A 26,453-nucleotide genomic window follows, 5' to 3' on the forward strand; every position below is an offset into this window, starting at 1 on the left:
TTGTCCTCGTAGTGGGCCTACTCGGACAAGCCCGACAACGAAGCGAGCGTGCGTGCCAGGCGCCACGGGCCAGGCGGGACTTCCAAAACACGGCCCGGGCGCGGCGGCGCATTACCCTTCGATCGAGCGGCGGATTCGATCAAGGGGGCGGTCAGGTGCCGAACGAAGCGACGGAACCGAACGGCCCGGACGTACTCGACGCGGCGGGCGCGACGGACGTGTCGGACGTGGTGGACGGGCTGGACGAGTTCTGCGCGCGGGCGCTGGCCGACCACTCCTGCGCGTCGCTCTCCCTCGCCGTCGTGGCACGCGACGAGGTCGTGCTCGCCCGCGCCTACGGTCTTGCGGACGTCGCCGCCCGGCGGCCGGCCACCCCCGAGACCGTCTACGGGCTGGCCTCCGTCACCAAGGCGGTCACCGCCACGGCCGTCTGCCTGGCCGCCGACGAGGGCCTGCTGGACCTCGACGCCCCGATTCCCGGCGACTACCCGTGGACGGCGCCCACCCCGCGCCAACTGTTGCGGCACCGCGGCGGGTTCCCGGCGTTCTACAACTTCCACTACGACACCGGCCCGCTGCCGATCGACATCGCCGACTACCGCACCCTCGTCCGCGAGCCGGGCACCGGATTCGAGTACTCCAACCTCGGCTACGCCGAACTGGGCCGGCTGCTGGAGTCCGCGACCGGCCGGAGCGAGGGCGACTACCTGCGCGAGCGGATCTTCGCACCGCTCGGCCTGGACACTTTCGGCTACGGGCCCGTCTACACCGGCTCGGCGCCCGTCGCCGAGCGCTACTCCGCCGGCGGGCAGCCGTACCCGACCTGCTTCAGCGACCACCCCGCGGCCGGGGCCGGCTGGGCGAGCGCCGCCGACGTGGCACTCTTCGCCCGGACGGCCACCCGTCTGCTGCGACCCGCCACGGCCGCGGCGATGCACGACGCGGTGCCGATCGGCGAGCACCTGGGCTACGGGTTCGGCCGGGTCGTCTCGCACGGCCCCGGGCCGGTCGTCCGCAGCCACGGCGGCGGCATGGGCGGCATCGCCGCGATGATGATCGACCTGCCCGAGCGGGAGATCTCGGTCGCGGTGCTGACCAACTCCACCCGCAAGGCGGCCCGGGACGCCGTCGTCCTGCGCCTGATGGGCATCCTGGCGCCCGGCTTCCCCCACGAGCACCTCGCCCCGGTCACCGATCAGGGCCGCCCGATGACGCAGGCGCCGGGGGAGTGGGCGGGCGAGGTCGGCACTCCGCAGGGCAGCGTCCCGCTGCGGATCAGCGTCCTCGCCGACCGCCAGGTGGAGATCCGGCTGGCCGGTGGCCCGCCGGTCACCGTGCCGGCCGGCGCCTCCGAGCAGTGGGACCTGTGCGCGAGCGCGCTGCTGCAACTGCCCACCGACGACGCCCGGATCAACAGCCCCCACCTGGCCCTCGCGCTGCGGGCCGGGCCCGAGCGGCTGGAGGGCCGGGCCGTGGCGTACAAGAACGGCGACCTGGAAGGACGGCTGGGCGCGTACCTGGTGCACCCGTGCGTGCTGCGCGCCGTCTGAGCGCGGAGCCGGGGCGGGCGGCGCCGCGCGGCGAGTCGGCGCGCTTCGGGCTGGTCAACGGGGCGACAGCCAGGTTCGTGGCGTAGGCTCGCGCGGCGCACACCGTGCGGGCGGCCGTGGCGGTGCGGTGGTAGGGCGGCGGGCGGGATCTTCGTATCGTGTCCACGACGACACGGGAGGACCGCGTGCAGGCAGAGGCACAGGCACAGGCCGGGCAGCCGGAGCAGCGGCAGTTGCCGTTCGAGGAGCGGACGCTGCGCAGCGAGACGCTGATCGTGCTGGCACTGTCGCTTGGCGCCAGCGGGGTGTCCGCGGTGATCAGCTTCATCGGCTCGGTGACGCGGCCGGGCGCGCTGAAGAACCAGGCCGCGACGCTGGTCGGTTCGCAGGCCCCCGGCCGCCCCTGGCTCGACCTGGCCTGGCAGGTCTTCTCGATCGCCACCGCGCTGGCCCCGGTCGCGCTGGTCGCGCACCTGCTGGCGCGCGAGCGGGTCGGGATGCCCGCGATCGGCTTCGACCTCACCCGGCCGCGCCGGGACCTGGCCTGGGGCGCGCTGGTCGCCGCGGTGATCGGCGGCACCGGGCTGGCCTTCTACCTGGGCGCGCGGGGCGCCGGGTTCAACCTCACGGTGGTGCCCGAGTCGCTGCCGGACGTGTGGTGGCGCATCCCGGTGCTGATCGCCTCCGCGGTGCAGAACGCGGTCCTCGAAGAAGTCATCGTGGTCGGCTATCTGCTGCGCCGGCTCGACCAGTTGAAGTGGTCGCCGATCGCCGCGCTCGCCGCCAGCGCGGTGCTGCGCGGGTCGTACCACCTGTACCAGGGCATCGGCGGCATGGTCGGCAACATGGCGATGGGCGTGGTGTTCGTGCTGCTCTACCGCCGGTGGGGCCGGGTCGGCCCGCTGGTGGCCGCGCACTCGCTCATCGACACGGTCGCCTTCGTCGGGTACGCGCTGCTCGCCGGGAAGGTGGGCTGGCTGCCCACCGGGTGAGCGCCCCCGCCGCGCCACTGCCCCGCCGTGACGCGCGCGGCTGTGACGCGCGTGGCTGTGGCGCACCCGGTTTCGGCGTCCACGAATGTGACGTACGCGCCCGTGACGTACGTGCGCGCGTGTCACGGCACCGCGTGCAGCTCGCCGTCCACCACGGTCACGGCCGCGCCGGTCAGTTCGACCCGGTCGTCCCGCAGCCGGGTCGCGACGAGCCCGCCGCGGGCCGACGCCTGGTATCCGGTCAGCGCGTCGCGGCCCAGCCGGGCCGACCAGAACGGCGCGAGGGCGGTGTGCGCGCTGCCGGTGACCGGGTCCTCGTCGATGCCGACCGCCGGGAAGAAGCCGCGCGAGACGAAGTCGTAGCCGCCGGCCGGGTCGGCGGCGGCCGCGGTGGCGATCACCCCGCGCCGGGACAGCGCGGCCAGGGCCTTGAAGTCCGGGGCGAGCGCGCGGACCGCCGCCTCGTCGGCCACTTCCACCAGCAGGTCGCCGCAGTCCGGGCCGGTGTCCAGCACGGTCAGCGGCTCGGCGCCGAGCGCCGCGGCGAGGCCGGCCGGCGCCTTCTCCAGGGTGAGCGGCGCGGCCGGGAAGTCCAGGGTGATCGTGCCGTCGCCGTCGGCCGTCGCCGCCAGCACCCCGGCCTTGGTACGGAATCCGACGGTGCCCTGCGCCTCCCCGGTGGTACGCAGCACGTGCGCGGTGGCGAGGGTGGCGTGCCCGCACAGCCGCACCTCGGTGGCGGGGGTGAACCAGCGCAGCGCCCAGGTCGCGCCGTCGTCGCCGCCCGGGGGAAGCGGATGCGCGAACGCCGTCTCGGAGAGGTTCAGCTCGGCGGCGACCCGCTGGAGCCAGCCGTCGGAGGGGAAGCCGTCCGCCCCGAGCAGCAGCACGCCCGCCGGGTTTCCGGTGAACGGGCGGTCGGTGAACGCGTCGACGATTCGGATACGCATGCCGAGAGGGTACGGGAGCGCGGCCACGCGCAGCAGCGGGCGGGAAGACGATCGGGCGGTGATCGGGCCGGGTGGCGTAAGGCCAGGTCCGGCAGGGTTCGTAGCCGCACACCGCAGCCGCCGCCCCTGCTGTGCGCCGGTGTCGTAGGGGAGCGGTCACACCGCGGGGCGGCGGGGGTGGAGGCAGCCGGGCCTGTGTGTCCCGGCTGCCGGGGTTCAGGCGTGCTGCGGGACCTCGTCCTTGAGCATGCCGCGGATCTGCTCGCGCATCTCCGGGCTGTCGTCGTGGCCGTGCACGGACACCGCGTGTTCGGTCGCGGCGCGGACGACCTCGTCCTCCTCGCCGGAAATGGCGAGGGTGCAGTTCGACTCGCTCGGGAAGTCACGGCAGTCGGCTACTTTGCGCATCGTGTACCTCCTCACTGTCCAGGATAGATCCGCCGTCCGAGCGATGTCCGGTGGCGCGGTGGCAGTGGTGGCGGTGGACGGCCCACGAGGGAACGCGGCAGTCGACGGAACGCAGCCGGCCGCACGCAGTTGACGGAACGCACCTGACGGAACGCACCTGACGGGGCGCACTTGACGGGGCGCTTTGCAAAGGGGCAGCTTCTGCACAGTGACCGAGGAGAAGCCCGTACCCGCGTCCATACCGCCGCCCGCTCTGCCCGCCCCGCCCGAGCCGCGGGGGGAGAGGCCGCGCGCGCCCGAGCAGCTGCCTGTTCACCCCGTGCGCGTCGCCCTGCTCGACCTGCTCGCCGACGGCGGCACGGTGACGTCCACCGAGGCGGCCGCGCGGCTCGGCGAGAGTTCCGGACTGTGCTCCTTCCATCTGCGGCAGCTCGCCCGGCACGGGCTGATCGAGGAGGCGCCGCACTCCGGCGGCCGGGCCCGGCCGTGGCGGTTGCTCTGGGAGCGGCCGCGGGAGCCCGAGCCTGTACCGAACGAACCCGCGCGGAGCGACGAGTTCGGCGTACTCGCCCGCGGGCTGGAGGACGAGAGCCACCGGCGATGGCTGGCCCAGCGCGACCAGGCGCCGCGGGAGTGGCGGGCGGACGAGGCGTTCAGCACCGTCGTGCACCTCACCCCGCAGGAGTTGCGGGCCGTCGCCGCGGCGGTACGGGCGACGCTCGACGGCTACCGGCACCGGGACCACGACGTCCTGGCGCGCCCGGCCGACGCGCGCCCGGTGGCGTTCGTCAGCCGGCTGTTCCCGCTGCTGCCCGGGGCTTCGGACGCTGAGCGGTGAGGCCGCCGGCACCGGGCGCGGAGGGCGCCACGGTAAGGGCGTTGCTCCGCTACCCGGTGAAGTCGATGCTGGGCGAGGCGGTCGTCGCGGCCGACGTGACCGAGCGCGGGCTGCCGTACGACCGTCAACTCGCCCTGCTGCACCGGGAGACCGGCAAGGTCGCCAGCGCGAAGAACCCGAGGATGTGGCGGCGGCTGCTCAAGCTCACCGCCCACGCCACGCCGGCGGCGGTACGGATCGGGCTCCCGGACGGCAAGGCGGTGTGGAGCACCGACGCCGACGTGGACGAGCGGCTCTCCGCGCTTCTCGACCAGCCGGTGGTCCTGACCGGGCGGCCGCCCGCCGACGCCGAACTCGACCGGGCGCGCCCCGAGGAGGTGCTGCGCGACGGCGTCCGCGCGGAGGTCGCGGTGGAAGTGGGCCGGCTGGGCGGCGCCGCACCCGAGGGCACCTTCTTCGACTTCGCCCCGCTGCACCTGATCACGTCGTCGACGCTGCGGCGGATCGCCGAGTCCAGCCCGCGCGGCACGGTGGAGGTGGAGCGCTACCGGCCGAACGTCGTCATCGACACCGCGGGCTCCGGGTTCGTCGAGAACGACTGGGTCGGCCACGACCTGCGGATCGGCGCCCGGCTCACGCTGCGCGTCATCGCCCGCAGCCCGCGCTGCGCGATCCCCACCCTGGAGCACGGCACGCTGCCGCGTGACCCCGACGCCCTGCGGGTGCCGGTCGCCCACAACCGCGTGCCACCGACGGACGAGTTCGCCCCGCAGCCCTGCGCCGGCGTCTACGCGCGGGTGCTGCGCCCGGGCCGGATCGCGGTCGGCGACCGCCTCACCGTCCTGCCGGCCGCCGCAGATCCCGAGGGCGGGCCCTAGCGATCACAGCGGCGAGGAGCGAGGAGCGAGGAGCGTGGAACGGGGACGCGGCCGGGGGCCGGGCGCGAAGCAGCACGCGCCCGGCCCCCGGGAGCCAGCAGGGTACGGATCATCAGTGGCGAGCGGGCCGGGATTTGGCACCGTATCCGTGGCCTTGGTGGTGGCCGTCCTCCGGGCAGCACGTGACCGTGTTGGTCACCGTCAGGTGCTGGTGGTGCTCGGTGAGCGTCGTGTCGTACGGCAGGGGCAGATGCACGCCGGCTCCGTCGATGTTCGTGACCTCGGAGCGGGCGAGGGTGCAGCCGGGGGCCGTCAGGTGGACGGTCTCGGCCGCGGTGGCCCGGTCACCGATGACGTAGCCGGTGCGCGTGTCGCCCCACGGCTGCGGGGTCGGGCCGGCGCCGTGGGGGCCGGTGAGGGTGAGCTGGGCGCTCAGTCCGTCGGGCTGGGTGCCGTCGGCGTAGAGGTGGCCGTCGACGTTCCACTCCTTGTCGACGGTGAGGTCGGCGGATTCTTCGCCGGTGCCGGCGGGCCGGTTGTAGACGGTGCAGCTGATCGCGGCCTGGCGGGGTGCGTCGACGGTGAAGCCGGGAGCGGCCTCCGTGCCGGTGTTCTCCACGGGCAGGCGCTGCCCGGTGTCGAGGTCGGTGCAGACGGCGTTGCGGCCGTCCTGGGTGACGAGTGCGTAGTCGGGGTGCTGGATCTCGCCGACCGTCAGGTCCGCCGAGGTGTTGACGCCGAATCCGGGGTGGAAGGTGACCGCGCCGGTGCCGTCGGAGGTGGTGGTCTGCGTGTCGGGCAGGCCGGTCATCCCGGACGTGGTCGTGGACGCGTCGAACGTCCAGCCGGGCCCGGCGGGGGTGGCCCCGGTGACGTCCTCGCCCGTGGTGTCCGCAGGCGCGATCTGCTTGACCACGGTGAGGGTGCCGGTGCAGTGGTCCAGTGCCAGTGCGCGCAACTGGTCGGCGGCCTGGCCGTAGTCGGTGGTCTGGAAGTAGTCGGCGGTCGTGGTGTTGCCGCCGTCGAACTCCGTGGGTCCCGAGATGGCCCGCAGGTTCAGCCCCGACACTCCGGCCACGCCGCTGCCCACGCCGAGCGCGATCACCCGGGTGTCCTTGGCCTTGACGGAGTTGGCCGAGAAGATGCCGTTCTCCACGTCGATGAAGTGGGTGTTCGAGCCGTCCCCGTGCAGGCTGCCGAAGCGGGTCGGATTGCCGTCGGTGAGCACCACGGTCGCGTCGTAGTGCTCGGGCGCCTGGGACACCGCGTGCAGCGCGCGGTCCCAGTTGGTGCCCTTGCCCAGCGTCCAGTCCGCGTACAGGCTCTTGAAGGCGGCAGCCCCGGCCGGGGTGGAGACCGACTGCAGCTCCGGGTGGTTGGCCTCGACACTGGTGGCGGGCGACGCCTGGTCGAAGGAGAACAGCGCCAGCCGCGAGGGGGTGCCGGTGAGCGCGTCGGTGAAGGCGTCGGTGGCGGCCTTCAGCGCGGGCAGTTGGCTGCCGACGGACGCGGACAGGTCGAGCACGACCGCCACGTCGAGCCCGCACGACTCCGGCAGCGGCGGGTTGTCCCGCGAGGACTGCCACACGCCGCCCGAGCGGGTCGGCAGCGAGTTGTCGGTGCTGTACATGAACTCGCGGGTGGAGCGGTAGGTCGCGCCGCCCTGGAGCGCCGGGATCTGGAACTCGTACGGCGAGGCAGTCGATCCCGAGCCGCTGCCGGGGCCCGTACGCAGCACCGGGTTGGTGTACCAGCCGGCGGGGGCGGAGAGCTGGCGAACGGTCAGGACGCGTCCGTTGTTCGCCTCACCGGCGCCGGTCAGGGGCACCGTGAAGGTGCAGTCGCCGTCTGCGTCGGAGGTGCACCGCGCCCAGGAGGCGTCGATCGGGTCCGTGGCGTCGGCGTCCACGTAGAGGGCGAGCCGGACCCCGGCCAGCGGATCGACCGCGTCGGTCGCGGCGTCCCGGTCGCCGCCGGTGCGCACCGCCACCACGGACTCGTCGGGGTCGGGGGTGGGCACGGTGCGGGGCAGGGCGGCTCGGCCGCCCGTGGCCGCCGGTGCCGCCACGGCGCCGGCCGCGCCCGCGGCGGCGGGAGCGGTGGCCAGCGCGAGAAGGAGCGCCGCGGCTGCGGCGAGATGGGCTCTGTACGTCATCGTGCACCTTTCACCAGCAGACGGTGAAGCCGGTTTGGCCTGATTGCTGATGTTTTGCACTCTAGTCACTCGGTGTGACATCCCGTCAGATCCTCGCGAGGTGACGCACTCCGGTCGCGCGGAAGTCGATGCGTGTGGATGGCGGCGCACCCATGGACGGCAGGCACCGGCGCTCGTGCCTGGCGCTCGCCCTTCGCGCGCCGGCGAGTCGGGGGAGTCCCGTTACGAGGGGGCGCCGGGTTCGGCGGGGGCGGGGTCGCCCGCGCTGCCGCCGGTCCGATGGGCGGTGCCCAGCGCACGGGCGGTGGCCGTGGTCGCAGCGAGGACGAGGGTCGCCAGGCCGGAGGCGGCGAGGACCGTGCGGGGTCCGAGCGCGGCGGTGAGGGGGCCGCCCAGCGCGGTGCCGACCGGGGCGGCGGTGAGGAGGGCGGCGCCGCGGGCGGCCAGCACCGTGGTGAGGAGGGCGGCGGGGGTGCGGTCCTGGAAGAGGGTGAAGGACAGCGCGGTGAAGGGCCCGTAGATCACGCCGCCGAGGGAGAAGCAGGCGAGCGTGACGGCGGCGGGCGCGCCCAGGCCGAAGGGCACGAGGGTCAGGCCCCAGCCGGCGACGATGCCGAGGGTGACCGGCCACAGCGGGAGCCTGCGCAGGGTGCCCGCGCACAGGGCGCCGAGGACCGCGCCCGCGCCGAAGAGCGTCCAGTACAGGCCGAGCAGGCGCGCGCCGGCGTGCAGGTCGCCGGTGACGTGCAGTGGGAGGGCCACCTCGACCGGGCCGTAGAGGAAGTTGAAGAACCAGGTCAGGGCGAGGATTCCGAGGAGTTCCGGCTGCCCGCGCAGCAGCCGCCGGCCGGCCGCCGCCTGGCCGGTGTCGACGGGCGCGGGCGCGCTGTCGGTGGCGTCGTCGGCCGTGCCCTCCGCCGTGTCCTCCGCCGGGTCCTGCCCGGTGGTCCGCTTCCGGGAACCGAGCCGGCCGGCCCGTACCGCCAGCACGGCGAACGACGCGGCGTCCAGGCCGATGATCCACGCCGGGGAGACGGCGGCCGCCAGGAACCCGGCGAGCGCGGGCCCCACGATCACCGCCGCCGAACCGCTGGAGCTGACCAGCGCGTTCGCCGCGAGGCGCTGCCCCGCCGGTAGCACCCGGGCGAGCAGCGCGTACTTGCCCGCGCCTCCCCACGCGTGCAGCACCGAGGAGCCGGCCAGCAGCGCGACGTAGCCGGCCGGACGCAGCTCGCCCAGCGCCCACGCGAGCGGGACGCAGCCCAGCAGCACCGCACGCAGCCAGCTGTCCGCGGCCAGCAGCCGCCAGGCGGGCAGCCGGCGCAGCCACCGGCCCAGGAGCAGCGCCCCGGCGGCCCCCGGCAGCGCGTACGCGGCCACCGCGGCGCCCACCAGCAGCCCGGCCCGGCCGGGAGGAGCGATCGCGAGCGCGGTCCAGGCCACCGCGACCATGCTCATCCCGTCGCCGAGGTCGCAGGCCGCCAGTGCGGGCAGCAGCCGCCGGAAGTCGCGGTGCGCGAAGAGCGGGCGGTAGGCCGGTGGCAGCAGCCGCGAGGGCGAGGGGAAGGCGGTCACCGGGACAGGCTGGCCCCTCAAGCGGGCTTGAGGTCAAGCGGCGGGGGCGGGGGCGCGGTGCGCGGGTGGCGGGAGGGGGCTGTGCGGGTGGCGGAGGTGCGGTACGCGGTGTGCGGGCGGCGGAAGGGCGGAGCGCGCGGCGGAGGCGCGGTGCCTGGGTGGCGGAGGCGCGGGCTGCGGTGTGCGGGTGGCGGGAGGGCGGAGCGCGCGGCGGGGGCGCGGTGCGCGGGCTGCGGAGGCGCGGGCTGCGGAAGGGGGCTGCGCGGGCGGTGGGAGGGCGGCCGGAGGCATCCGGGGGTTGTCGAACGAGCGATTCCGATATATCGTAGAACTGTCGCGAACGATCAACGATGGAAGGAGCGACATCATGCGTTCCCAAGGACCACACGCACATGGACACGGACACGGAGACTGCGGACCCGGACATCACGGGTGGGGCGAGCGAGAGGGGTCGCGGGCGGCGTTCGGCGCGTTCGGGCCGCCCTTCGGCGGCGGACCGTTCGGCCCCGGCGGCCGAGGCCGCGGGCGCGGCGGACCGCGCGGACGGGCGCGGCGCGGCGATGTACGCGCGTCGATCCTGGCGCTGCTCACCGACCGCCCGATGCACGGCTACGAAATGATCCAGGAGATCGCCGAGCGCAGTGGCGGCGCGTGGCGGCCGAGCCCCGGCTCGGTCTACCCGACGCTGCAACTGCTGGAGGACGAGGGCCTGATCGGCAGCGCGAGCGAGGGCGGCAAGAAGCTGTTCACGCTCACGGACGCCGGCCGGGCCGAGGCCGAGGCGGGTCCCGACGCGCCCTGGGAGGACGCCGAACGCGGCGTCGACTGGGACGCGCTCAACGAGATCAGGAAGGCCGGCGGGGGCCTGATCGAGGCGTTCCGCCAGGTCTGGGCGACGGGCACACCGGAGCAGCGCGACAAGGCGCTGACCGTGGTGAACGACGCGCGGAAGAAGCTGTACCTGATCCTCGCCGACGAGGACACCGAGAAGTAGATCCCGCGGCGGAGCGCCGAACTCGGCGCCCGCGCACGGTCGCACGGTCCGCCACCAGGCATCGCCCGGTGGCGGACCGTGCGTGCGAGGAACACCGGCCGCTCCGGCCGCCCGCGGACAGCGGGTGACCGGAGCGGCCGGTGGCATGCCGGGCGGACGCCGCTCGCCGCGTCCGGGCCACGCTCCCGTCCCCCGGTTGCGCTTCTGTCCCCGAGTTACGCTCCCGCCCCCGGCCTCCGCTCCCGCGTCCGGGCTACGCGCGGCTCGAACCGCGGATCAGCAGCCGGGTCGGCACGATGTACGAGTGGACGAGGTCCTTGGGCCGGCCGGGGTCGGCGTCCAGCAGGCTGCGCAGGGCCGCGACCGCGGCCTCGCCCAGGGCGCGCTGGTCCTGCGCGACCGTGGACAGCGCCGGCCGGACCAGCGAGGCGGCGTCGATGTCGTCGAAGCCGACCACCGCCAGGTCCCGCGGCACCGACAGCCCCGCGTCCGCCGCCGCGTGCATCGCGCCGATCGCCATCTGGTCGCCGGCCGCGAAGATCGCGGTCGGCGGCTCGGGGAGGGCGAGCAGACCGCGGGCCGCCGTCTCGCCGCTGGCCAGGAAGAAGTCCCCCTCGACGACGTACTCGTCGGGCACCGGCAGGCCCAGCCGCTCGCACGCCCGCCGGTAGCCGGTCAGCCGCTCGGCCGCCGGCGGCAGGTGCAGCGGGCCGGTGACGGTGGCGATCCTGCGGTGCCCCAGCTCGTACAGGTGCTGGACGGCGGCCGCCGCGCCCGCCGCGTTGTCGGAGCTGACCCGGACCGTACGCGGCCCGGTGAACGCGGTGTCGATGCCCGCGCAGGGCACCGTGGAGGCGGCCAGCGCGCGCAGGCAGCGGTCGTCCGGGGGAGTGGTCAGCACGATGACACCCTCCAGGTTGTGCCGCTGCACCGCCTGGAGGTACGCCCCGTCGGGCTCCTCGGCGCCCGCGGTGGTGAGCAGCATCAGGTGGTAGTCCGCCTCGGACAGGGCGGTGCGTACGGCGCTGAGCAGGCCGAGCAGGAAGGGGTTGTGCAGGCCCTGCGCCTCCTGCCCGCTGTCCCAGATCAGCCCGATCGTGTCCGAGCGGCGCCGTACCAGGGTGCGGGCCGGCTCGTTGGGCGCGTACCCCAGTTCCAGGGCCAGTTGGCGTATCCGCGCACGGGTGGCCTCGCTGACCTCGGCCCGGTCGTTGAGCGCCCGCGAGACGGTGGCGGTCGACACACCGCTGCGGCGGGCGAGTTCACGGATGTTCACGAGGTACCCGTTCTGCGCGAGTTGGACAGGGGCGGTCCGTCGGACGGATTGTCTGTGCGTGCGCTGTGCGTGGTCGTGCTGACGTGCGGGAAAGCGCTCCCGCCAGGGTGGGGCACAACAATGCCCTGCGTACAGTCTTGACGATCTGTGAGCGTGGGGGACAGACTTCCGGCCGATCGGAATCGTTTACGGCACCAACGGTCCCGCGACGCCGGGGCCGCCCCCCAACAGGAACGGGACTCCTGCGATGCCAACGAACGCACGAAGACTGAGTCTCAGAGGGCTGCTGACCCTCGCCACCGCGGCCGCCTGCGTGGCGGCGGTCGCCTCGGCGCCGGCCCAGGCCGGAGACAACCCGACCTACACCAACCCCAACGCGCCGATCGACGTGCGCGTCAACGACCTGCTGCACCGGATGACGCTGGACGAGAAGATCGGCCAGATGGACCAGATCTCGGTGGTCAACATGCAGGGCGACTGCCAGTGGAGCGGCGGCGACTTCACCGAATCCTGCCTGCACGACGTGCTGGTGAAGAACGCGGCCGGCTCGGTGCTCTCCGGCGGCGGCGCCGGCCCGTCGGTCAACACCCCGGAGAACTGGGCGAAGATGGTCAACACCGTCCAGCATTACGCGGTGAAGAACTCCCGGCTGCACATCCCGATCATCTACGGCGTGGACGCCGTGCACGGCCACAACAACGTGCTGGGCGCGACGATCTTCCCCCAGGAGATCGGCATGGGCTCCACCTGGGACCCGTCGCTGGTCAAGGCGGCCGGGGCGAGCACCGCCCGCGCGGTGGCCGCCACCGGCATCGACTGGAACTTCGCGCCGGTCACCGACATCGCCCGCGACCAGCGCTGGGGCCGCTACTACGAGACGTACGGCGAGGACCCGCTGCTGTCCGGCACGCTCGCCGCCGCCGCGGTCCAGGGCATCCAGAACGCGGGAGGCGCGAAGGACGTCGCCGCCACCGTCAAGCACTTCGCCGGCTACGGCGAGCCCGGCAACGGCCACGACCGCGTTCCCGGCGACGTGTCGATGCGCTACCTCCAGGACACCCTGCTGCCCTCCTACCAGCAGGCCATCGACGCCGGTGCGCAGTCCGTGATGGTCAACTCCGGTGCCATCAACGGCATCCCGGCCACCGCGTCGCATTACCTGCTCACCGACGTGCTGCGCAAGCAGTGGGGCTTCAAGGGCGTCGTGGTCAGCGACTGGGCCGACGTGCGCGCGCTCCAGACCTCCTACCACCTCACCGCGGACTACCCGGCCGCGATCGCCAAGGCCGTCAACGCCGGTCTGGACATGGCGATGGAACCGTACGACGCGCAGGGCTGGAGCGACGGCCTGAAGACCGCGGTCCAGCGCCATCTGGTCTCCGTCGCCCGGATCGACCAGTCGGTCAAGCGCATCCTGACGCTGAAGTTCCGGCTCGGCCTGTTCGAGCACCCGTACGTGGACGCGTCGAAGGCCGACTCCCGGGTGATCGGCGCCGACACCGGCCTCGCCCGGCAGGCCGCCGACGAGTCCCAGGTGCTGCTGCGCAACGACGGCGGCGTGCTGCCGATCTCCTCGAAGGCGAAGAAGATCGTGGTGGCCGGCTCCTACGCCGACGACATCAACGACCAGGTGGGCGGCTGGACGGTCGGCTGGCAGGGTGTGCCCGACGGCGTGACCCTGCCCGGCACCACCGTGCTGCAGGGCATCGAGAAGGCCGCGCCGTCCGGTACCCAGGTCGTGCAGGCCAAGACCGCCGACGACGCCGTCACCCAGGCGAAGGACGCCGACCTGACCGTGGTGGTGGTCGGTGAGAAAGCGGCGGCCGAAGGCAGCGCGGACAGCCCGCGGCCCGAACTCACCGCCGATCAGCAGGCGTTGGTGAAGTCGCTGAAGGCCACCGGGAAGCCCGTGGTCACCGTGGTGCTCGCCGGGCGGCCGCTGGTGCTCGGCGACGCCGACGGCACCCAGGGGCTGCTGATGTCGTGGCTGCCCGGCACCGAGGGCGGAAACGCCGTCGCCGACGTGCTGTTCGGGAAGACCGACCCCAGCGGGCGGCTCAACGCCTCCTGGCCGAAGGACATCGGGAACGAACCGATGTACTACCAGCAGCTCCCCGGCACCAACGCCGGTCCGGAGTCCTCCTACGACGCCGCCTACCCCTTCGGCGCCGGACTGTCCTACACCACCTACACGTTCGACTCGGTCAAGGCCGCGTCCGCCACCGCGCGCACCAAGGACACCGTGAAACTCGCGGTCCACGTCTCCAACACCGGCAGCCGCGCGGGCGATCTGGTGGTGCCGGTCTACGTCGCGCAGCCGTCCAGCGACGTGCTCTCCCCGTCCCGCAAGCTGGTCGCGTTCACCAAGGTGCACCTCGACGCGGGCCAGTCCCGTACGGTCTCGCTCAGCGTCCCGCCGAGCGAACTGGCCGTCACCCCGGGCGACATCGACGGTGCGGGTACGCGGCAGGTTGCGCCCGGGACGTACGTCTTCACCGCGGGCACGCAGACGGCGACGGTCACGCTGAGGTGAGCGGCGTGCGGTGATCGGTGCGCCGTGGTCGGTGTACGCGGCAGCGGGCTCCGGTGATCGGCACTCGTTGCGCCGGGCCGTGGGCGGGGCAACCCGTCCGCGGCCCGGCGCTGGTGTGTGATGGACGCTGTCGGGTGCACGCGACAGCGGAAAGGGCGCGGTATGGAGGGGCGGATGGAGAGCGGTGGCGGCGGCAACGACCCCGGCTCGGGCTCCGGGGTCGGGCGGCGCGCGGACGAGGCGCTGCTCGCCCGTACCCGGGCCGCGCCCGTGCTCGCCGGGCCGCTGCCGCACCTCGACCCGGCGGCCGTGCCCGACGCCCCCGGGCCGCTGTTCGCGCAGTGGCTGGACGCGGCGCTGACCGGCGCGGTGCCCGAACCGCACGTCATGACGCTCAGCACGGCAGCCGCCGACGGCACGCCCAGCGCCCGCGTGCTGATCCTGCGCGGCATCGACACCGCCGACTGCGCCTACGACTTCGCGTCCGACTCCCGCAGTCGCAAGAGCCGCGACCTGGCCGCCAACCCGCGTGCCGCGCTGACCTGGTACTGGCCCGCGCAGGGCCGGCAGATCCGGATGGCGGGACCGGTCGGCGTGCTCGGCCCCGATGCCACCGCCCGCGACTTCCTCGGCCGCGGCGAGCACGCGCGCGCGGCCGCGTTCGCCGGCCCGGTGAGCGCGCCGCTGTCCGGGCCGGAGCAGTACGACGAAGCGCTGCGGGCCGCCCGCGAGCTGGTCGCCGCCGAGCCCGGCCGGGTGCCCGCCACGCACACGGTGTACCGGCTGCGGGCGGCCGAGGCGGAGTTCTGGCAGGCCGACCCGGCGCGTTTCCACGTACGGGTGCGGTACGAACGCCGGGCGGCGGGGGAGGGCTGGGCGCGGACGCTGCTGTGGCCGTGACCGCGTGCGAGCCGACGCCGGGACCGCCGTTCCGCGGGGCGTCACCGCCCCGACCAGCGGGTTCCGGATGATCGGCTTCCGGATCGGGGCGGGCCGACGGGGCTCGGCAGCGGCGGCGTTCGAGGTGACGCTGCTGTCGGGGACTGCCATCATGTCCTGATGCGGTCAACTCAGGTGCGGAGCGGCGGGGTCGGGCTCGCACTGCTGTCCGCCGTGGCCTTCGGCGGTTCCGGGGTGGCGGCGAAGCCCCTCATCGAGGCCGGGTTCGAACCGTTGCACGTGGTGTGGATGCGGGTGGCGGGCGCCGCGCTGGTGCTGCTGCCCGTCGCGGTGCGGCACCGCCGACTTCCGCTCCAGCGGCCCGGGTTGGTGATCGGCTTCGGGCTGCTCGGCATCGTCGGCGTCCAGGCGCTGTACTACCTGGCGATCGCCCGCATACCGGTCGGCGTGGCCATCCTCGTGGAGTACCTCGGCCCGGCGCTGCTGCTCGGCTGGGTGCGGTTCGTGCAGCGGCGGAAGGTGCGGCGCGCCGCGGTGGTCGGCGTGGTCCTCGCGGTCGGCGGCATGTGCTTCGTGGTGGGGATCTGGTCCGGGTTCGCCTTCGCGCCGGTCGGCCTGCTCTGCTCCTTCGGCGCGGCCTGCTGCCAGGTCGCGTACTTCGTCCTGGCCGACCACGGCGCGCAGGATGGCGCGGCCGCGTCGCCGGGGTCCCCGGACCGCGAGCGCGCGGGCGAGGGGCTCGCGGACGGGCTCGGCGACGGGTTCGTGGACGGGCTTGGGGACGGTTCCGACGGCGGGGGAGCCCCGGACCCGGTCGCGGTGATCGCGCACGCGCTGCTGTTCGGCACCGCGTCCCTCACCCTGGTCGCGCGCCCGTGGGACATCGCCTGGACGTCCCTCGCCCACCAGGTGCCGCTCGGCGACGCGGACGTTCCCGGAATCCTGCTGGTGGGCTGGATCGTGCTCGTCTGCACGGTCGTGTCGTACCTGACCGGCGTGATGGCCGTGCGGCGGCTCAGCCCGCAGATCGCCGCGGTCGTCTCCTGCGTCGAGGCCGTCGTCGGCGCGGTGCTGGCCTGGTTCCTGCTCGGCGAGCACCTGGGCACCCCGCAGCTGTTCGGCGGCGCGCTCGTGCTGGCCGGTGCGTTCGTGGCGCAGACGGCCCTGCCCGCGGCAGCGGGGGAGCCCGCTCCGGCCGCGTCCCCGACGGCTCCGGAACCCTGCGTCGAGCCGGACCTGGCGCCCCGGCGGTAGCGCGCCGCGACCTGGGGCGGTGCGGTCAGGGCGGTCAGCGCGGGCGGGGCAGAGGCGCGACGCGCGGCCGGTCCCGGCCTCGGGTGGGGGCTAGGGTGGGGACATGCACCTGACTGTTCTTCCGCCTCCCGCCGCCTGACGCGGGCGGCGCGGACCCGGTAACGGCTCGTCGAGGCGCCGACAGGCGCCGTACGGCCATGTGTGCTGCCCGCAGACGGTGACGTTCGTTTCTCAACTCACCTTTTCGGCGGGAGACTTCCCTTGTCACGTTCGCAGGTTTCGGCTGCCCGGATCACGTCCGGGCAGGGACTGCTGTATGTGGTGTTCGCGGCGACCGCGTGGGGCACGGCGGGCGCCGTCGCCGCGGTCCTCTACCGCTGGAGCGGCCTCGGCCCGCTCGCGCTGACGTTCTGGCGGGCCGCGGGCGGCTTCGTCCTGCTGCTGGCGGCCCGCAGGCTGCGCCCGGGTGCGGGTGCGGGTGCGGGTGCGGGTGCCGGTGCCGGTGCCGGTACGGGTGCGGGTGCCGGTACGGGTACGGCCGTACGGCCCGTCCTCGCCGCTGTGCCGGCGGCGCCCCGGTGGGGCCGGTTCGTCCGGATCGCCGTGACCGGCGCGGGGCTCACCCTCTTCCAGGTCGCGTACTTCTGCGCGGTGCGCTCGACCGGGCTCGCCGTCGCCACGGTGGTCACGCTGGGCTCGGGCCCGGTGCTGATCGCGCTCGTCGCCCGGGTGGCGATGGGCGAACGCATCGGCCGGGGCGGCGCGGTCGCGGTGGCCGGGGCGCTCGCCGGGCTCGCCGTGCTCGTGCTCGGCGGCGGTGGCACGCAGGTGCGGCCGGCCGGGGTGGTCCTGGCGGTGCTGTCGGCGGCCGGGTACGCCGGGATCACGCTGCTGACCCGGTGGCACGGCAGCCGCGGGGCGGCGGGCGACCCGCTGACCACCTCGCTGTGGTCGTTCGGGATCTGCGCGGTCGTGCTGCTGCCGGCCGCCTGGTCGGAGGGGCTGCTGCCGCACGCCGAACACCTGGGCCGCACGCTCGCGTTGCTCGGCTATCTCGCCTCCGTGCCGACCGCGTTCGCCTACGCGCTGTACTTCGCGGGGGCGGCCGTGCTGCGCGCGGCGACGGTCTCGGTGGTGGCGCTGATCGAGCCGGTCTCGGCGGCCGCCCTCGCGGTCACCCTGCTCGGCGAGCGGCTGACCGCCGCCACCCTGGCCGGGACGCTGGTGCTGCTGGCGGCGGTCGGGGTACTGGCCTGGGAGGAGGCGCGGCAGCAGCCCGCGGGTTCCGGTCCGGCGGGTCCGGCGGGGCCGGCGGGTCCGGTGGACCCGTCCGTGTCGTCCGTGTCGTCCGTGTCGTCGGGGCCGTCAGTCGGCTGACAGCCGGCGCAGCTGGTGGGCTCGCGCGGCCGCGTCGCCGGGAGCGGCGCGGTCGGCGAGCAGGCCGGTGACGCGGCGCCGTACCTCCTCGGGCTTGTTGCCGCCGTACTTGAACTTGGCCCGCACCCGCGTGACGTCGATCCGCACCCCGCGGATGCCGGCGAGCATGCGGCCGAACGGCTCCTGACCGGGCGCGACCCGGGCGGTGCCGCCGTCGGGCTGGAAGTGGGCGACCTGGCGCCGGAGCAGGTCGGCCTTGACCTGCGGGTCGTCCAGGATGTGGGCGGTGCCGAGGAGTTGGACGGCGGCGTAGAAGCTGGTCGGGGTGCCGTACTCGGAAGGGTCGCCGGGCGCGGCGTGCCAGGGGCCGGGGACGAAGGTGTAGTCGTCCACGACGCTGAGGGTGACCTGGGGCGCCGCCTCCAGCGCGTGCCACAACGGGTTGGGCCGGGCCAGGTGCAGCAGCACCTCGCCGTGCGCACCGGGCGCCGGGTCGTACACGAAGTGGGCGGGCTGGACGAAGGGCGGCTCGCCGTCGAGGCCGTTCACCGCGAGCTGGCCGAAGTCGTGGGCGGCCAGCCACTGCTGCCACTCCGCGTCGTCGGTGGCCGCGTCCCAGGGGTGGATCAGCATGCGGCGGGGTCCTTCCGGTCGGCGCCGCGCGGGCCGGCGGGCGCGAGGTAGCCGGGCAGGGGCGCGGACGGCGCCTGGTAGCCGGCCGGCACGGGCGCGGCGTAGGCGGGCGCGACCGGGACCACGCCGGCCCAGTACGGCAGGTCGAGGTCCTCCGGCTCGTCGTTGGGCCCGCCGGTGCGCATCTTCGCCGACACCTCGCGCAGGTCGAGCCGGATCACGGCGGTGGCGGCCAGCTCCTTCGCGTTGGCCCGGCGGGAGTCGTCGGCCCGGCCGGGCACGGCCTGCTCCACGATCGCGTCCAGCGCCAGGGCCCGCTCCTGCGGGTCGGTCACCTGGTGGGCGGTGCCGTGCACCACCACGGAGCGGTAGTTGATCGAGTGGTGGAACGCCGACTTCGCCAGCACCAGCCCGTCGACGTGCGTCACCGTCACGCACACCGCGAGCCCCGGGTCGCTGCGCGCGCCCCGCAGCGGCCGCGAACCCGTCGACCCGTGCACGTACAGCCGCTCGCCGCTGCGCGCGTACAGCGTCGGCAGTACCACCGGTGCGCCGTCGCGGACGAAGCCGAGGTGGCAGAGGTAGCCCTCGTCGAGGATGGCGTGCACGACCGCGCGGTCGTAGGAGGCGCGGTCCGCGGAACGGGTCGGGACGGTGCGGTCGGTGGTGGGGTACGGCGGCGGTGCGGGCACGGCCGGCTGTGCGGGCTGCCGCGGTGGCGGGGGTGCGTCGGGGGAGGCCGGTGTGGCGGTCATGGCGCGATCCTTTGAACTAGTGCATAATATTGTTTGTGCTAGGAGAGTACTCAATCAGCGGGCGTGGCGCATCGACAATCGCCGCCGACATCGAACGCGCGGTCGGCGCGGGCGCGTTGCGGCCGGGCACCGTCCTGCCGCCGCTGCGCGAACTCGCCCGCGACCTCGATGTGAACCCCAACACGGTGGCCGCCGCCTACCGGTTGCTACGCGACCGCGGGGTGATCGAGACGGCGGGCCGTCGCGGCAGCCGGGTGCGGGCCCGCCCGGCCGTCGCACCCCGCGAGGCGATCCGGATCGACGTGCCGTCCGGCACCCGTGACCTGTCCACCGGCAACCCCGACCTGGCGCTGCTCCCGCCGCTGGCCGACGCTTTGGCCGAGGCCGCCGCCCACCACGCCATCGCCCCCGGGCTGTACGGCGGCACCGTCATCGACGCCGACCTCGCCGAACTGGCCCGGGCCGCCCTGGATGCCGACGGGGTGCCCGCCGGCCCGATCGGCCTCACCTCCGGATCGCTCGACGCCATCGAACGGGTCCTCGCCGCCCACCTGCGCCCCGGCGACGCGGTCGCCGTCGAGGACCCCGGGTGGGGCAGCGTGCTCGACCTGGTGCCGGCGATGGGACTGCGCGCGGTGCCGGTCGCCGTCGACGACGAGGGGCCGGTCACCGCGGAGGTGGCCCGCGCGCTGGCCGCCGGCGTACGCGCCCTGCTGGTCACCGACCGGGGCCAGAACCCGACCGGCGCGGCCCTGTCCGCAGCCCGTGCGGCGGAACTGCGCGCCCTGCTCGCCACCCACCCGCACGTCCTGGTGATCGACGACGACCACCTGCACGGTCTCGTGGACCTCCCCCTGCACTGCCTGTCCGGCGCCACCGACCACTGGGCGCTGGTCCGCTCCACCGCCAAGGCGTACGGCCCGGATCTGCGGCTGGCGGTGTTCACCGGCGACGAGGTCACCGTCGCCCGGGTGCGCGGCAGGCACCGGCTCGGCGTGGGCTGGGTCAGCCACCTGTTGCAACGGGCGGTGGTGCACCTCTGGCAGCACCACGCCGTGGACCCCGAGCGCACGGCCCGCTCCTACGCGGTGCGGCGCGAGGCCCTGCTCGGGGCGCTCGACGAGCGCGGGGTCACCGCCCATGGCCGCTGCGGCCTGAACGCCTGGGTGCCGGTCGCCGACGAGACCGGCGCGGTCGCCGGGCTGCTCCAGCACGGCTGGGCCGTCGCGCCCGGCGCCCGCTTCCGGGTCAACTCCCCGCCCGGTGTGCGCATCACCGTCTCCCCGCTCGGCCTCGCCGACATCGACCCGCTCGCCGACTCCGTCGCCGCGGTGCTCCGCTCCACGGGTGCGAGCCGCTTCGGCTGAGCCCGCTGCCGGTGCCCGCCCAGGCCGCCGCGCGCCAGCCGAGGGGCGCCGGCCGAGGGGCACGGCAACCCCCGGGCGGCCGGGCCGCTTCCGAGCCGCGGCCCTTAGTGGGCGACGGCCGGTGTCCTCAGCGCGCGGCGGCCGGTGCCAGCAGGTCGGTCGGGTCGGTGTTCGCCCCGCACAGCACCACCGCGATCTTCTCGCCCGGCGCCGGACGGTAGCCGCGCGAGGGGTCGTCGGTGGGGAGGAGCGCGGCCAGCGCGGTGGCGGCGGCGTGCTCGACCACGATCCGGCGCTCGTCCCACAGCGACCGGCGGGCGGCGATGATCTGCTCGTCGCCGACCAGCACCGACCGGGCGTTGTCCTGCCGCACCGCGGCCAGCGCCCCCTGCCAGGCGCGACGCGCCCCCAGCGCGTCCGCGGCGACGGAGTCCACGCGCGCGTCGACCAGCTCTCCCGCCTCCAACGCGGCGTTGAGTGAACGGCAGTTCTCCGGCTCGACGGCGACCGCCCGCACCCCGTGCTGCCGCGCGGACGCCGCCACGCCGGCGAACAGCCCGCCGCCGCCCACCGAGACCACCACCGTGTCCAGGTCCGGTATCAGCGCGTGGATCTCCTCCATCAAGGTGCCCGCGCCGGCGCTGACATACGGGTCGGCGTACGCGTGCGCGGCCAGCGCCCCGGACTCCGCGGCGAACTGTTCGCACGCCTCCAGGGCCTCTGCGTACTGCGTGCCGGCCAGGCGCACCTGCGCGCCGTACTCCCTCAGCCGGGCGACCTTCAGCGCCGGGGCGTTCTGCGGCAGGAACACGGTGGCGGTCAGTCCCTGCCGGCGGGCCGCCCACGCGCACGCCAGCCCGGCGTTGCCACCACTGGCGATGCAGACGCCGGCCGCGGGCAGGGTGCCCGCGTCGCGGTGCGCGGCAATGAAGTTCTGCGCGCCGCGCGCCTTGAAGGAGCCGGTGTACTGCATGTATTCGAGGGCGAACCAGACCTGCGGGTCCTGCGGGCCGTCCGTCGGCGGGACGACGGTGACGGGTCGGACCTGGCCGGCCACCCGGTCGGTGGCGGCCTTGACGTCTCCGTAGCTGATCTCGTGCACGTGGCGCTCCGTAGCGATAGGGGGAGGCGGCGCGGGCACCGGTCGCGGCCCGCCGCGCCGCACCGACACGCTACGCCCGGGCGCCCTTCGGCCGCCGCTGGGTGAGTGCCGCGCCCACCAGGATCACCGCGGCGCCCACCGGTTCGTTCCAGCTCAGCGACTCGCCGAGGAGCAGCACCCCGGCGGCGGTGGCGACGATCGGTATCAGGTACGTGACCATCGACCCGATGGTCGGACCCTTCTCCGCCACCAGTCCGTACTGGACCAGGAACGCCATGCCCGTGCCCAACGCGCCCAGCGCCAGCACCGACAGCACCGACTTCGCCGGATACGACGACGGCATCGAGGTGAAGAACGGAGTGACGAGCAGGAGTTGCAGGGTGCCCAGCGACAACTGGCTCGCGGACATCGCCAGGTTGGAGCTGCCGCTGCCGCTCAGGGTGCGCCGGACATAGGCCCAGCCCACCGCGTAGCTGATCGCCGCGGCCAGCGCCATCAACGTGCCCTTGGGGTCCTGGCCCGCGAAGCCCTGCCAGGCGCCGAGCACGGTCAGCACACCGGCGAAGCCGAGGCCGACCCCGGCGAACCGCTGCCGCGACGGCCGGTCCTCCGACAGCGCGACCAGCGAGACCAGCATCGAGAACAGCGGGGTGGCCGCGTTGCATATCCCCGCGAGCATCGACGGGATGGTCTGCTCGGCGGTGGCGAACAGCGTGAACGGCAGTGAGTTCAGCAGGAAGGCGGCGACGAACAGATGCAGCCAGGTCCGGCGGCCGCGCGGCAGCCGCTCCCGCTTCACCGCGACCGCGGTGGCCAGGACCGCGGTGCCGAAGACCATCCGGCCGAGGGTGACCTGGAGCGGTGCGAACGCTTCGTTGCCCACCTTCATGAACAGGAAGCTGAAGCCCCACACCAGGCCCAGCGCGGCGAAGCGGACCCGCCAGTCCAGCAGCCGCCGCAGCCCCTGCGACGGTGACCCGGAGGCGGGCACCGGGACGGCCGCGACGGACACCTGGACGGGTGGCTCGACAGGCGACTCGACGGGCGGCTCAACGGCCGTGCCGCGGACGGCGGAAGTCTTCATGAGTCCACGATGACGGCTGCGACGTCGTAGAACAAGCGAGAATTTCTGCACAGACGACGTAGAATCACTTACATGTTGTCACTCGAACGGCTCCGCATCCTGCACGCCATCGACACGTACGGCTCGGTGAGCGCCGCCGCCGAGGTGCTGAACGTGACGACCTCCGCGGTGTCGCAGCAGATGGCGAAGCTGGAGCGGGAGACCGGCCAGCCGCTCCTCGGCAAGAACGGCCGGGGGGTGCGGCTCACCGACGCCGGACGCCTGCTGTCCGGGCACGCCGAGCGGATACTGTCCCTGGTCGAGCTCGCCCACTCCGACCTGGAGGCGCACCGAGGCGTCGCGGTCGGAGAACTGCGCGCCGGGGCGTTCCCGACCGCGGTGCGCGGACTGTTCCCCGCCGCGCTCGCCGACCTGCGCGCCGCGTACCCGCAACTGCGCACCGTCGTCCACGAGTTGGAACCGCAGGAGTCGCTGGCCCGGCTCGGCCGCGGCGACGTCGACCTCGCGGTCGTGCTCGACTGGTACAACAAGCCGCTGTCGCTGCCCGGCGGGCTCGCCAAGGCCCCGCTCTTCGACGACATCGTGGATGCCGCGCTGCCGCTGGGGCACCGGCTGGAGGGCCGCACCGAGATCGAGCTGGACGAACTTGCCGACGACGACTGGATCGCCTGGCCGGACGGCGGCTTCTGCCACGAGTGGCTGCTGTTCACGCTGCGCGGCAAGGGCATCGAGCCGCGCGTCGCCCACCACGCCGAGGAGCACGCCACCGTGCTGGCGCTGGTCGCGGCCGGGCTCGGCGTCGCGGTGATGCCCCGGCTGGGCCGGGACCCCATGCCGCCAGGCGTGCGCATCATGCCCGTCCGCCACACCATGCAGCGCCATGTCTACGCGGTCTGGCGCGAGGACGCCGACCGCCGACCGGCGATCCGCGCCGCCGTCGACGCCCTGCGCGCGTCCGCGAACGCCTACCGGCCGCCCGCCTCCTGACCACGGCGAACCACCCGGCGGGCGGGGGAGAAGCGGCGCGAAGGGCGCGGAGGCGAGGCGGAACGGAAGGAGCACAAGGGCCGGAAGGGGCCGGTCCGGGTTCGGGGCCCGCCCCGAGAACCCGGACCGGCGTGCGGGGATCAGGCGAGCGTGACCTCGTCGCCCGACACGGTGACGTTCTTCGCGGGGAGCGCCGTCGTGGCCGGGCCCTTGGCCACGGAGCCGTCGGCGACATGGAAGGCGCTGCCGTGGCACGGGCAGATGATCTGGCCGTCGGACACCTTGGCGACCGTGCAGCCCTGGTGCGTGCACACCGCCGAGAAGGCCTTGAACTGCCCGCTGCTCGGCTGGGTGACCACGACCTTCTGGGCGGCGAAGATCTTGCCGCCGCCGACCGGGATCTCCGAGGTCTTGGCGAGCGGGCTGCCGCCTCCCCCGCCCCCGGCGGCCGGGGAGCCGGAGTCGGCGCCACCGGACGGCGCCGGCGAGGCGGACGAGCTGCCGGCGGCGTCGTCGGAGGAGTGCGAGGAGGAGCCGGAACCGCAGGCGGTCAGAACGGCGGCGAGGCCCACGCCACCGGCCGCCGCGACAACGCCGCGGCGGGTCGGTGACTCGGGGATTCCGGAGCTTTCTGCCATGGGGTTGCATCCTGTTCGTGGATCGGACCGGACGGCGGGGCCCTCGCCGGCCGGCAGCGTGCTGTCACGCGTACCCGTTCATACGGACGGTCGCGGCGCGGTGTTCAACGCGTCGCGGAGGAATCTCAACTGGTGTCGCAGCAGCCCCTCCACCATCACCGGATCGCTCGGTCCGTGCGTCGCGTGCGACAGCGGCAGCACCTGGTGGTAGCGGCCCGCGGCCAGCAGTGCCGCCGACAGCCGCAGCGTGTGCGCGGCCACCACGTTGTCGTCGGCGAGGCCGTGCACCAGCAGCAGCGGCCGCTCCAGCGCGGCCGCCGACCCGATCGGCGAGGAGCGGTCGTACGCCTCCGGGTCCTCGTCGGGGTGGCCGAGGAACCGCTCGCGCCAGTGCGTGTCGTACAGCCGCTGGTCGCTGGAGCCCGCGCCGCTGATCGCCGCGTGGAAGACGTCCGGGCGGCGCAGTACCGCCATGGCCGCCAGGGTGCCGCCGAAGCTCCAGCCGCGGATCGCCACCCGGCCCAGGTCGAGGTCGGGGCAGTGCGCGGCGGCCGCGTGCAGCGCGGTCACCTGGTCCTCGACGGGCGCGCTCATGGTGTCCTTGTGGACGGTCTTCTCCCACCGCGGGCCGCGCCCCGGGGTGCCGCGCCCGTCGGCCACCACCACCGCGAAGCCCTCCTCCGCGAACCACTGCGCCTCGGCCAGCGGCCAGGTCGCCGCCCGCATCACCAGCTGGAGCGCCGGCCCTCCGTAGGGCGCGAGCAGCACCGGCAGCGGGCCCGAGCCCGGACGGTGCCAGGACGGCAGCAGCAGCGCGGTGCGGATGTCGTGCTCGCCGGCCCGCAGCCAGGTCACCCGCGGGGTCACCACCGGCGTGGCTCCCAGGGACGGCACCCGCAGCTCGCCGCCGGGCCGCAGCAGCCGGATGTCGCGGCCTTCTTCGGTCAGCGACGACAGCAGCAGCGTGTCCCCGACCCGCTGTCCGGTGTGCACCCCGGGGCCCTCGCTGAGCGGCGCCGCGCCGCCGTCCGGGTGGTAGGTCCACAACTGCTCCTCGGTCGGCTCCCCGGACGCCGCGAACAGCACCGACTCGCCGTCCACGGAGAGCACTTCGCGGATCTGCACGCCCTCCGGGGTGACCGGTTCGCCGCCGACGGTCAGGTGGCGGGTCCCGCCCACGTCCGCGGTGTGCACCAGGGCGCCGGACGCGGTGCGTGCGGGCGTGCCGGGCACCAACTCCACCCACGCCGGGTCGCGTTGCTCGTGCAGCAGCCGGGTCGCCCCCGTCGCCGGATCGGCCGCCAGCACCCGTACGGTCCGCTGGTCGCGGCTCTGCACGCTCAGCAGCGGGCCGTGCGCGTCCCAGCCGACGGTCGCCAGGTATTCGTAGCCGGCCCGGTCCCAGTCGACCTCCGTACGGTCGCCGGTGCCGTCCGCGGCCAGGAGGTGCAGCGACACGTCGGCGTTCGCGGTGCCGGCCGCCGGGTAGGCCATCTCGCGCGGGTGGTGCTCCGGGTCCACCTGGTCGGCGATCCACCAGCGTGCCACCGGTGCGTTGTCCACCCGCGCGACCAGCAGCCGGCTGCCGTCGGGGGACCACCAGTAGCCGCGGTGCCGGTGCATCGACTCGGCCGCCACGTGCTCGGCCAGCCCGTACGTCACCTCGCCGCTCTCCGGCTCGGCGAGCGCCAGGTCCGCGCCGCCCGCCAGGTCCAGGACGTGCAGCGCGCCGTCGGTGACGTAGGCGACCCGGCGGCCGGTCGGGTCGGGCCGCGGGTCCACCACGGGACCCGCGGTGGCGAGCGGGCGCGGCGGCCGGACACCGGCCGGATCGGCGGTCCACAGCGCGCCGTCGAGCGCGAACACGATGAGGCGTACGGCCGCGTCGGTCGCGTAGCCGACGATCCCGGTGGCGCGCTCGCGGGCCCGCTCGCGCCGGATCAGCTCGGCCTGCGGCACCTCGGCGGCCGGTTCCGCCAGCGCGGCCGGGTCGGCGAGCAGGTGCTCGCCGTCGGCGTCCAGCCGCCACAGGCGGCCGACGCGGTCCTCGGGGCCGCGGGTGCGCACGTAGAGCACCGACGAGCCGTCGGGGGAGAGGGTGAAACTCCGGGGGACGCCCAGGGAGAAGCGCTGGGTACGGGCGAACTGGCCTGGGAAGTCGCGATGATCGGTGATCTTGTCCATAAGGGCAGTCTCCTCCCCGTTAA

Annotated in this window: 22 protein-coding genes; 11 read left to right on the top strand and 11 right to left on the bottom strand. The window is 74.6% G+C overall.

Annotation, left to right across the window (positions count from 1 at the left end; genetic code table 11):
• Window positions 1-155: 155 nt before the first annotated feature.
• Both AB0399_RS23545 and AB0399_RS23550 read left to right on the top strand, forming a co-directional pair.
• On the top strand, window positions 156-1,550 hold the full coding sequence (locus tag AB0399_RS23545; protein ID WP_366412691.1) for a serine hydrolase domain-containing protein: 1,395 nt from the start codon (window positions 156-158) through the stop codon (window positions 1,548-1,550).
• A 233-nt stretch (window positions 1,551-1,783) separates the two neighbouring features.
• On the top strand, window positions 1,784-2,542 hold the full coding sequence (locus AB0399_RS23550; RefSeq protein ID WP_329373647.1) for a type II CAAX endopeptidase family protein: 759 nt from the start codon (window positions 1,784-1,786) through the stop codon (window positions 2,540-2,542).
• Between the two features lie 122 nt (window positions 2,543-2,664).
• Here the strand turns inward: AB0399_RS23550 and AB0399_RS23555 are convergent, their stop codons facing one another.
• Both AB0399_RS23555 and AB0399_RS23560 read right to left on the bottom strand, forming a co-directional pair.
• Complete coding sequence (locus tag AB0399_RS23555; protein ID WP_366412692.1) at window positions 2,665-3,492, bottom strand: PhzF family phenazine biosynthesis protein; 828 nt, start codon at window positions 3,490-3,492, stop codon at window positions 2,665-2,667.
• A 216-nt stretch (window positions 3,493-3,708) separates the two neighbouring features.
• Entirely contained in the window at window positions 3,709-3,900 is a 192-nt protein-coding gene (locus AB0399_RS23560) for a DUF1059 domain-containing protein (protein WP_328472514.1), read from the bottom strand.
• Window positions 3,901-4,204: 304 nt separating this feature from the next.
• Here AB0399_RS23560 and AB0399_RS23565 point away from each other — a divergent pair, with 304 nt between their 5' ends.
• Together AB0399_RS23565 and AB0399_RS23570 are read left to right on the top strand one after the other, a co-directional pair.
• A complete protein-coding gene (locus AB0399_RS23565; RefSeq protein ID WP_366412728.1) occupies window positions 4,205-4,738 on the top strand; it encodes a helix-turn-helix domain-containing protein in 534 nt (177 codons plus the stop codon).
• Window positions 4,735-5,616: an MOSC domain-containing protein gene (locus tag AB0399_RS23570; protein WP_366412693.1), complete on the top strand. Its 882-nt coding sequence runs from the start codon at window positions 4,735-4,737 to the stop codon at window positions 5,614-5,616. Before AB0399_RS23565 ends, AB0399_RS23570 begins: the two co-directional genes overlap by 4 nt.
• Before the next feature lie 112 nt (window positions 5,617-5,728).
• Here AB0399_RS23570 and AB0399_RS23575 read toward each other — a convergent pair whose 3' ends face one another.
• Both AB0399_RS23575 and AB0399_RS23580 read right to left on the bottom strand, forming a co-directional pair.
• Window positions 5,729-7,771, bottom strand: a complete 2,043-nt coding sequence (locus tag AB0399_RS23575; RefSeq protein WP_366412694.1) for a vWA domain-containing protein — start codon at window positions 7,769-7,771, stop codon at window positions 5,729-5,731.
• 222 nt (window positions 7,772-7,993) lie between these two features.
• Window positions 7,994-9,346 (bottom strand): MFS transporter, encoded by a 1,353-nt coding sequence (locus AB0399_RS23580; RefSeq protein WP_366412695.1) that lies wholly within the window; start codon window positions 9,344-9,346, stop codon window positions 7,994-7,996.
• Between the two features lie 367 nt (window positions 9,347-9,713).
• Here AB0399_RS23580 and AB0399_RS23585 point away from each other — a divergent pair, with 367 nt between their 5' ends.
• Window positions 9,714-10,340, top strand: coding sequence for a PadR family transcriptional regulator (locus AB0399_RS23585; RefSeq protein WP_329362211.1), 627 nt, complete (start codon window positions 9,714-9,716; stop codon window positions 10,338-10,340).
• A gap of 253 nt (window positions 10,341-10,593) precedes the next feature.
• Here the strand turns inward: AB0399_RS23585 and AB0399_RS23590 are convergent, their stop codons facing one another.
• Window positions 10,594-11,616 carry a LacI family DNA-binding transcriptional regulator gene (locus tag AB0399_RS23590; RefSeq protein WP_329362209.1) on the bottom strand — a complete coding sequence of 341 codons (1,023 nt, stop codon included), beginning with the start codon at window positions 11,614-11,616 and terminating at the stop codon, window positions 10,594-10,596.
• A 247-nt stretch (window positions 11,617-11,863) separates the two neighbouring features.
• Here AB0399_RS23590 and AB0399_RS23595 point away from each other — a divergent pair, with 247 nt between their 5' ends.
• The 4 genes from AB0399_RS23595 to AB0399_RS23610 all read left to right on the top strand — a co-directional run bounded on the left by AB0399_RS23595 (window position 11,864) and on the right by AB0399_RS23610 (window position 17,680).
• Window positions 11,864-14,149: a glycoside hydrolase family 3 N-terminal domain-containing protein gene (locus AB0399_RS23595; RefSeq protein WP_366412696.1), complete on the top strand. Its 2,286-nt coding sequence runs from the start codon at window positions 11,864-11,866 to the stop codon at window positions 14,147-14,149.
• Window positions 14,150-14,323: 174 nt separating this feature from the next.
• Window positions 14,324-15,049 carry a pyridoxamine 5'-phosphate oxidase family protein gene (locus AB0399_RS23600; RefSeq protein WP_366412697.1) on the top strand — a complete coding sequence of 242 codons (726 nt, stop codon included), beginning with the start codon at window positions 14,324-14,326 and terminating at the stop codon, window positions 15,047-15,049.
• Window positions 15,050-15,208: 159 nt separating this feature from the next.
• Window positions 15,209-16,303, top strand: coding sequence for an EamA family transporter (locus tag AB0399_RS23605; protein WP_366412698.1), 1,095 nt, complete (start codon window positions 15,209-15,211; stop codon window positions 16,301-16,303).
• Window positions 16,304-16,564: 261 nt separating this feature from the next.
• Window positions 16,565-17,680: an EamA family transporter gene (locus tag AB0399_RS23610; protein ID WP_366412699.1), complete on the top strand. Its 1,116-nt coding sequence runs from the start codon at window positions 16,565-16,567 to the stop codon at window positions 17,678-17,680.
• Here the strand turns inward: AB0399_RS23610 and AB0399_RS23615 are convergent.
• Window positions 17,669-18,313 carry an FMN-binding negative transcriptional regulator gene (locus tag AB0399_RS23615; RefSeq protein ID WP_366412700.1) on the bottom strand — a complete coding sequence of 215 codons (645 nt, stop codon included), beginning with the start codon at window positions 18,311-18,313 and terminating at the stop codon, window positions 17,669-17,671. The genes AB0399_RS23610 and AB0399_RS23615 overlap by 12 nt on opposite strands.
• On the bottom strand, window positions 18,307-19,068 hold the full coding sequence (locus AB0399_RS23620) for a pyridoxamine 5'-phosphate oxidase family protein (protein WP_366412701.1): 762 nt from the start codon (window positions 19,066-19,068) through the stop codon (window positions 18,307-18,309). The genes AB0399_RS23615 and AB0399_RS23620 overlap by 7 nt, the downstream gene beginning before the upstream one ends.
• A 35-nt stretch (window positions 19,069-19,103) precedes the next feature.
• On the opposite strand from AB0399_RS23620, the gene AB0399_RS23625 reads away from it, so the two are divergent.
• The gene (locus AB0399_RS23625; protein ID WP_366412702.1) at window positions 19,104-20,435 is read left to right on the top strand and encodes an aminotransferase class I/II-fold pyridoxal phosphate-dependent enzyme; all 1,332 of its coding nucleotides are present in this window, start codon (window positions 19,104-19,106) and stop codon (window positions 20,433-20,435) included.
• 127 nt (window positions 20,436-20,562) lie between these two features.
• Here AB0399_RS23625 and AB0399_RS23630 read toward each other — a convergent pair whose 3' ends face one another.
• A complete protein-coding gene (locus AB0399_RS23630; protein WP_366412703.1) occupies window positions 20,563-21,537 on the bottom strand; it encodes a serine/threonine dehydratase in 975 nt (324 codons plus the stop codon).
• Between the two features lie 70 nt (window positions 21,538-21,607).
• Entirely contained in the window at window positions 21,608-22,621 is a 1,014-nt protein-coding gene (locus AB0399_RS23635) for a DMT family transporter (protein WP_366412704.1), read from the bottom strand.
• 72 nt (window positions 22,622-22,693) lie between these two features.
• Between AB0399_RS23635 and AB0399_RS23640 the strand changes: the two genes are divergently transcribed.
• Entirely contained in the window at window positions 22,694-23,608 is a 915-nt protein-coding gene (locus AB0399_RS23640; protein WP_329362192.1) for a LysR family transcriptional regulator, read from the top strand.
• Between the two features lie 140 nt (window positions 23,609-23,748).
• Here the strand turns inward: AB0399_RS23640 and AB0399_RS23645 are convergent, their stop codons facing one another.
• Window positions 23,749-24,246 carry a Rieske (2Fe-2S) protein gene (locus AB0399_RS23645; protein ID WP_329362190.1) on the bottom strand — a complete coding sequence of 166 codons (498 nt, stop codon included), beginning with the start codon at window positions 24,244-24,246 and terminating at the stop codon, window positions 23,749-23,751.
• Window positions 24,247-24,324: 78 nt separating this feature from the next.
• Entirely contained in the window at window positions 24,325-26,430 is a 2,106-nt protein-coding gene (locus AB0399_RS23650; RefSeq protein ID WP_366412705.1) for a prolyl oligopeptidase family serine peptidase, read from the bottom strand.
• Window positions 26,431-26,453 lie beyond the last annotated feature (23 nt).

The sequence above is a fragment of the Streptomyces sp. NPDC088194 genome (assembly GCF_040702025.1).
GTDB lineage: Bacteria > Actinomycetota > Actinomycetes > Streptomycetales > Streptomycetaceae > Actinacidiphila.

Coding starts and splice junctions, on each gene's coding strand:
- AB0399_RS23555 (WP_366412692.1), bottom strand. CDS start 3,492: ATGCGTATCCGAATCGTCGACGCGTTCACCGACCGCCCGTTCACCGGA.
- AB0399_RS23560 (WP_328472514.1), bottom strand. CDS start 3,900: ATGCGCAAAGTAGCCGACTGCCGTGACTTCCCGAGCGAGTCGAACTGC.
- AB0399_RS23575 (WP_366412694.1), bottom strand. CDS start 7,771: ATGACGTACAGAGCCCATCTCGCCGCAGCCGCGGCGCTCCTTCTCGCG.
- AB0399_RS23585 (WP_329362211.1), top strand. CDS start 9,714: ATGCGTTCCCAAGGACCACACGCACATGGACACGGACACGGAGACTGC.
- AB0399_RS23595 (WP_366412696.1), top strand. CDS start 11,864: ATGCCAACGAACGCACGAAGACTGAGTCTCAGAGGGCTGCTGACCCTC.
- AB0399_RS23600 (WP_366412697.1), top strand. CDS start 14,324: ATGGAGAGCGGTGGCGGCGGCAACGACCCCGGCTCGGGCTCCGGGGTC.
- AB0399_RS23605 (WP_366412698.1), top strand. CDS start 15,209: ATGCGGTCAACTCAGGTGCGGAGCGGCGGGGTCGGGCTCGCACTGCTG.
- AB0399_RS23615 (WP_366412700.1), bottom strand. CDS start 18,313: ATGCTGATCCACCCCTGGGACGCGGCCACCGACGACGCGGAGTGGCAG.
- AB0399_RS23620 (WP_366412701.1), bottom strand. CDS start 19,068: ATGACCGCCACACCGGCCTCCCCCGACGCACCCCCGCCACCGCGGCAG.
- AB0399_RS23635 (WP_366412704.1), bottom strand. CDS start 22,621: ATGAAGACTTCCGCCGTCCGCGGCACGGCCGTTGAGCCGCCCGTCGAG.
- AB0399_RS23640 (WP_329362192.1), top strand. CDS start 22,694: ATGTTGTCACTCGAACGGCTCCGCATCCTGCACGCCATCGACACGTAC.
- AB0399_RS23645 (WP_329362190.1), bottom strand. CDS start 24,246: ATGGCAGAAAGCTCCGGAATCCCCGAGTCACCGACCCGCCGCGGCGTT.
- AB0399_RS23650 (WP_366412705.1), bottom strand. CDS start 26,430: ATGGACAAGATCACCGATCATCGCGACTTCCCAGGCCAGTTCGCCCGT.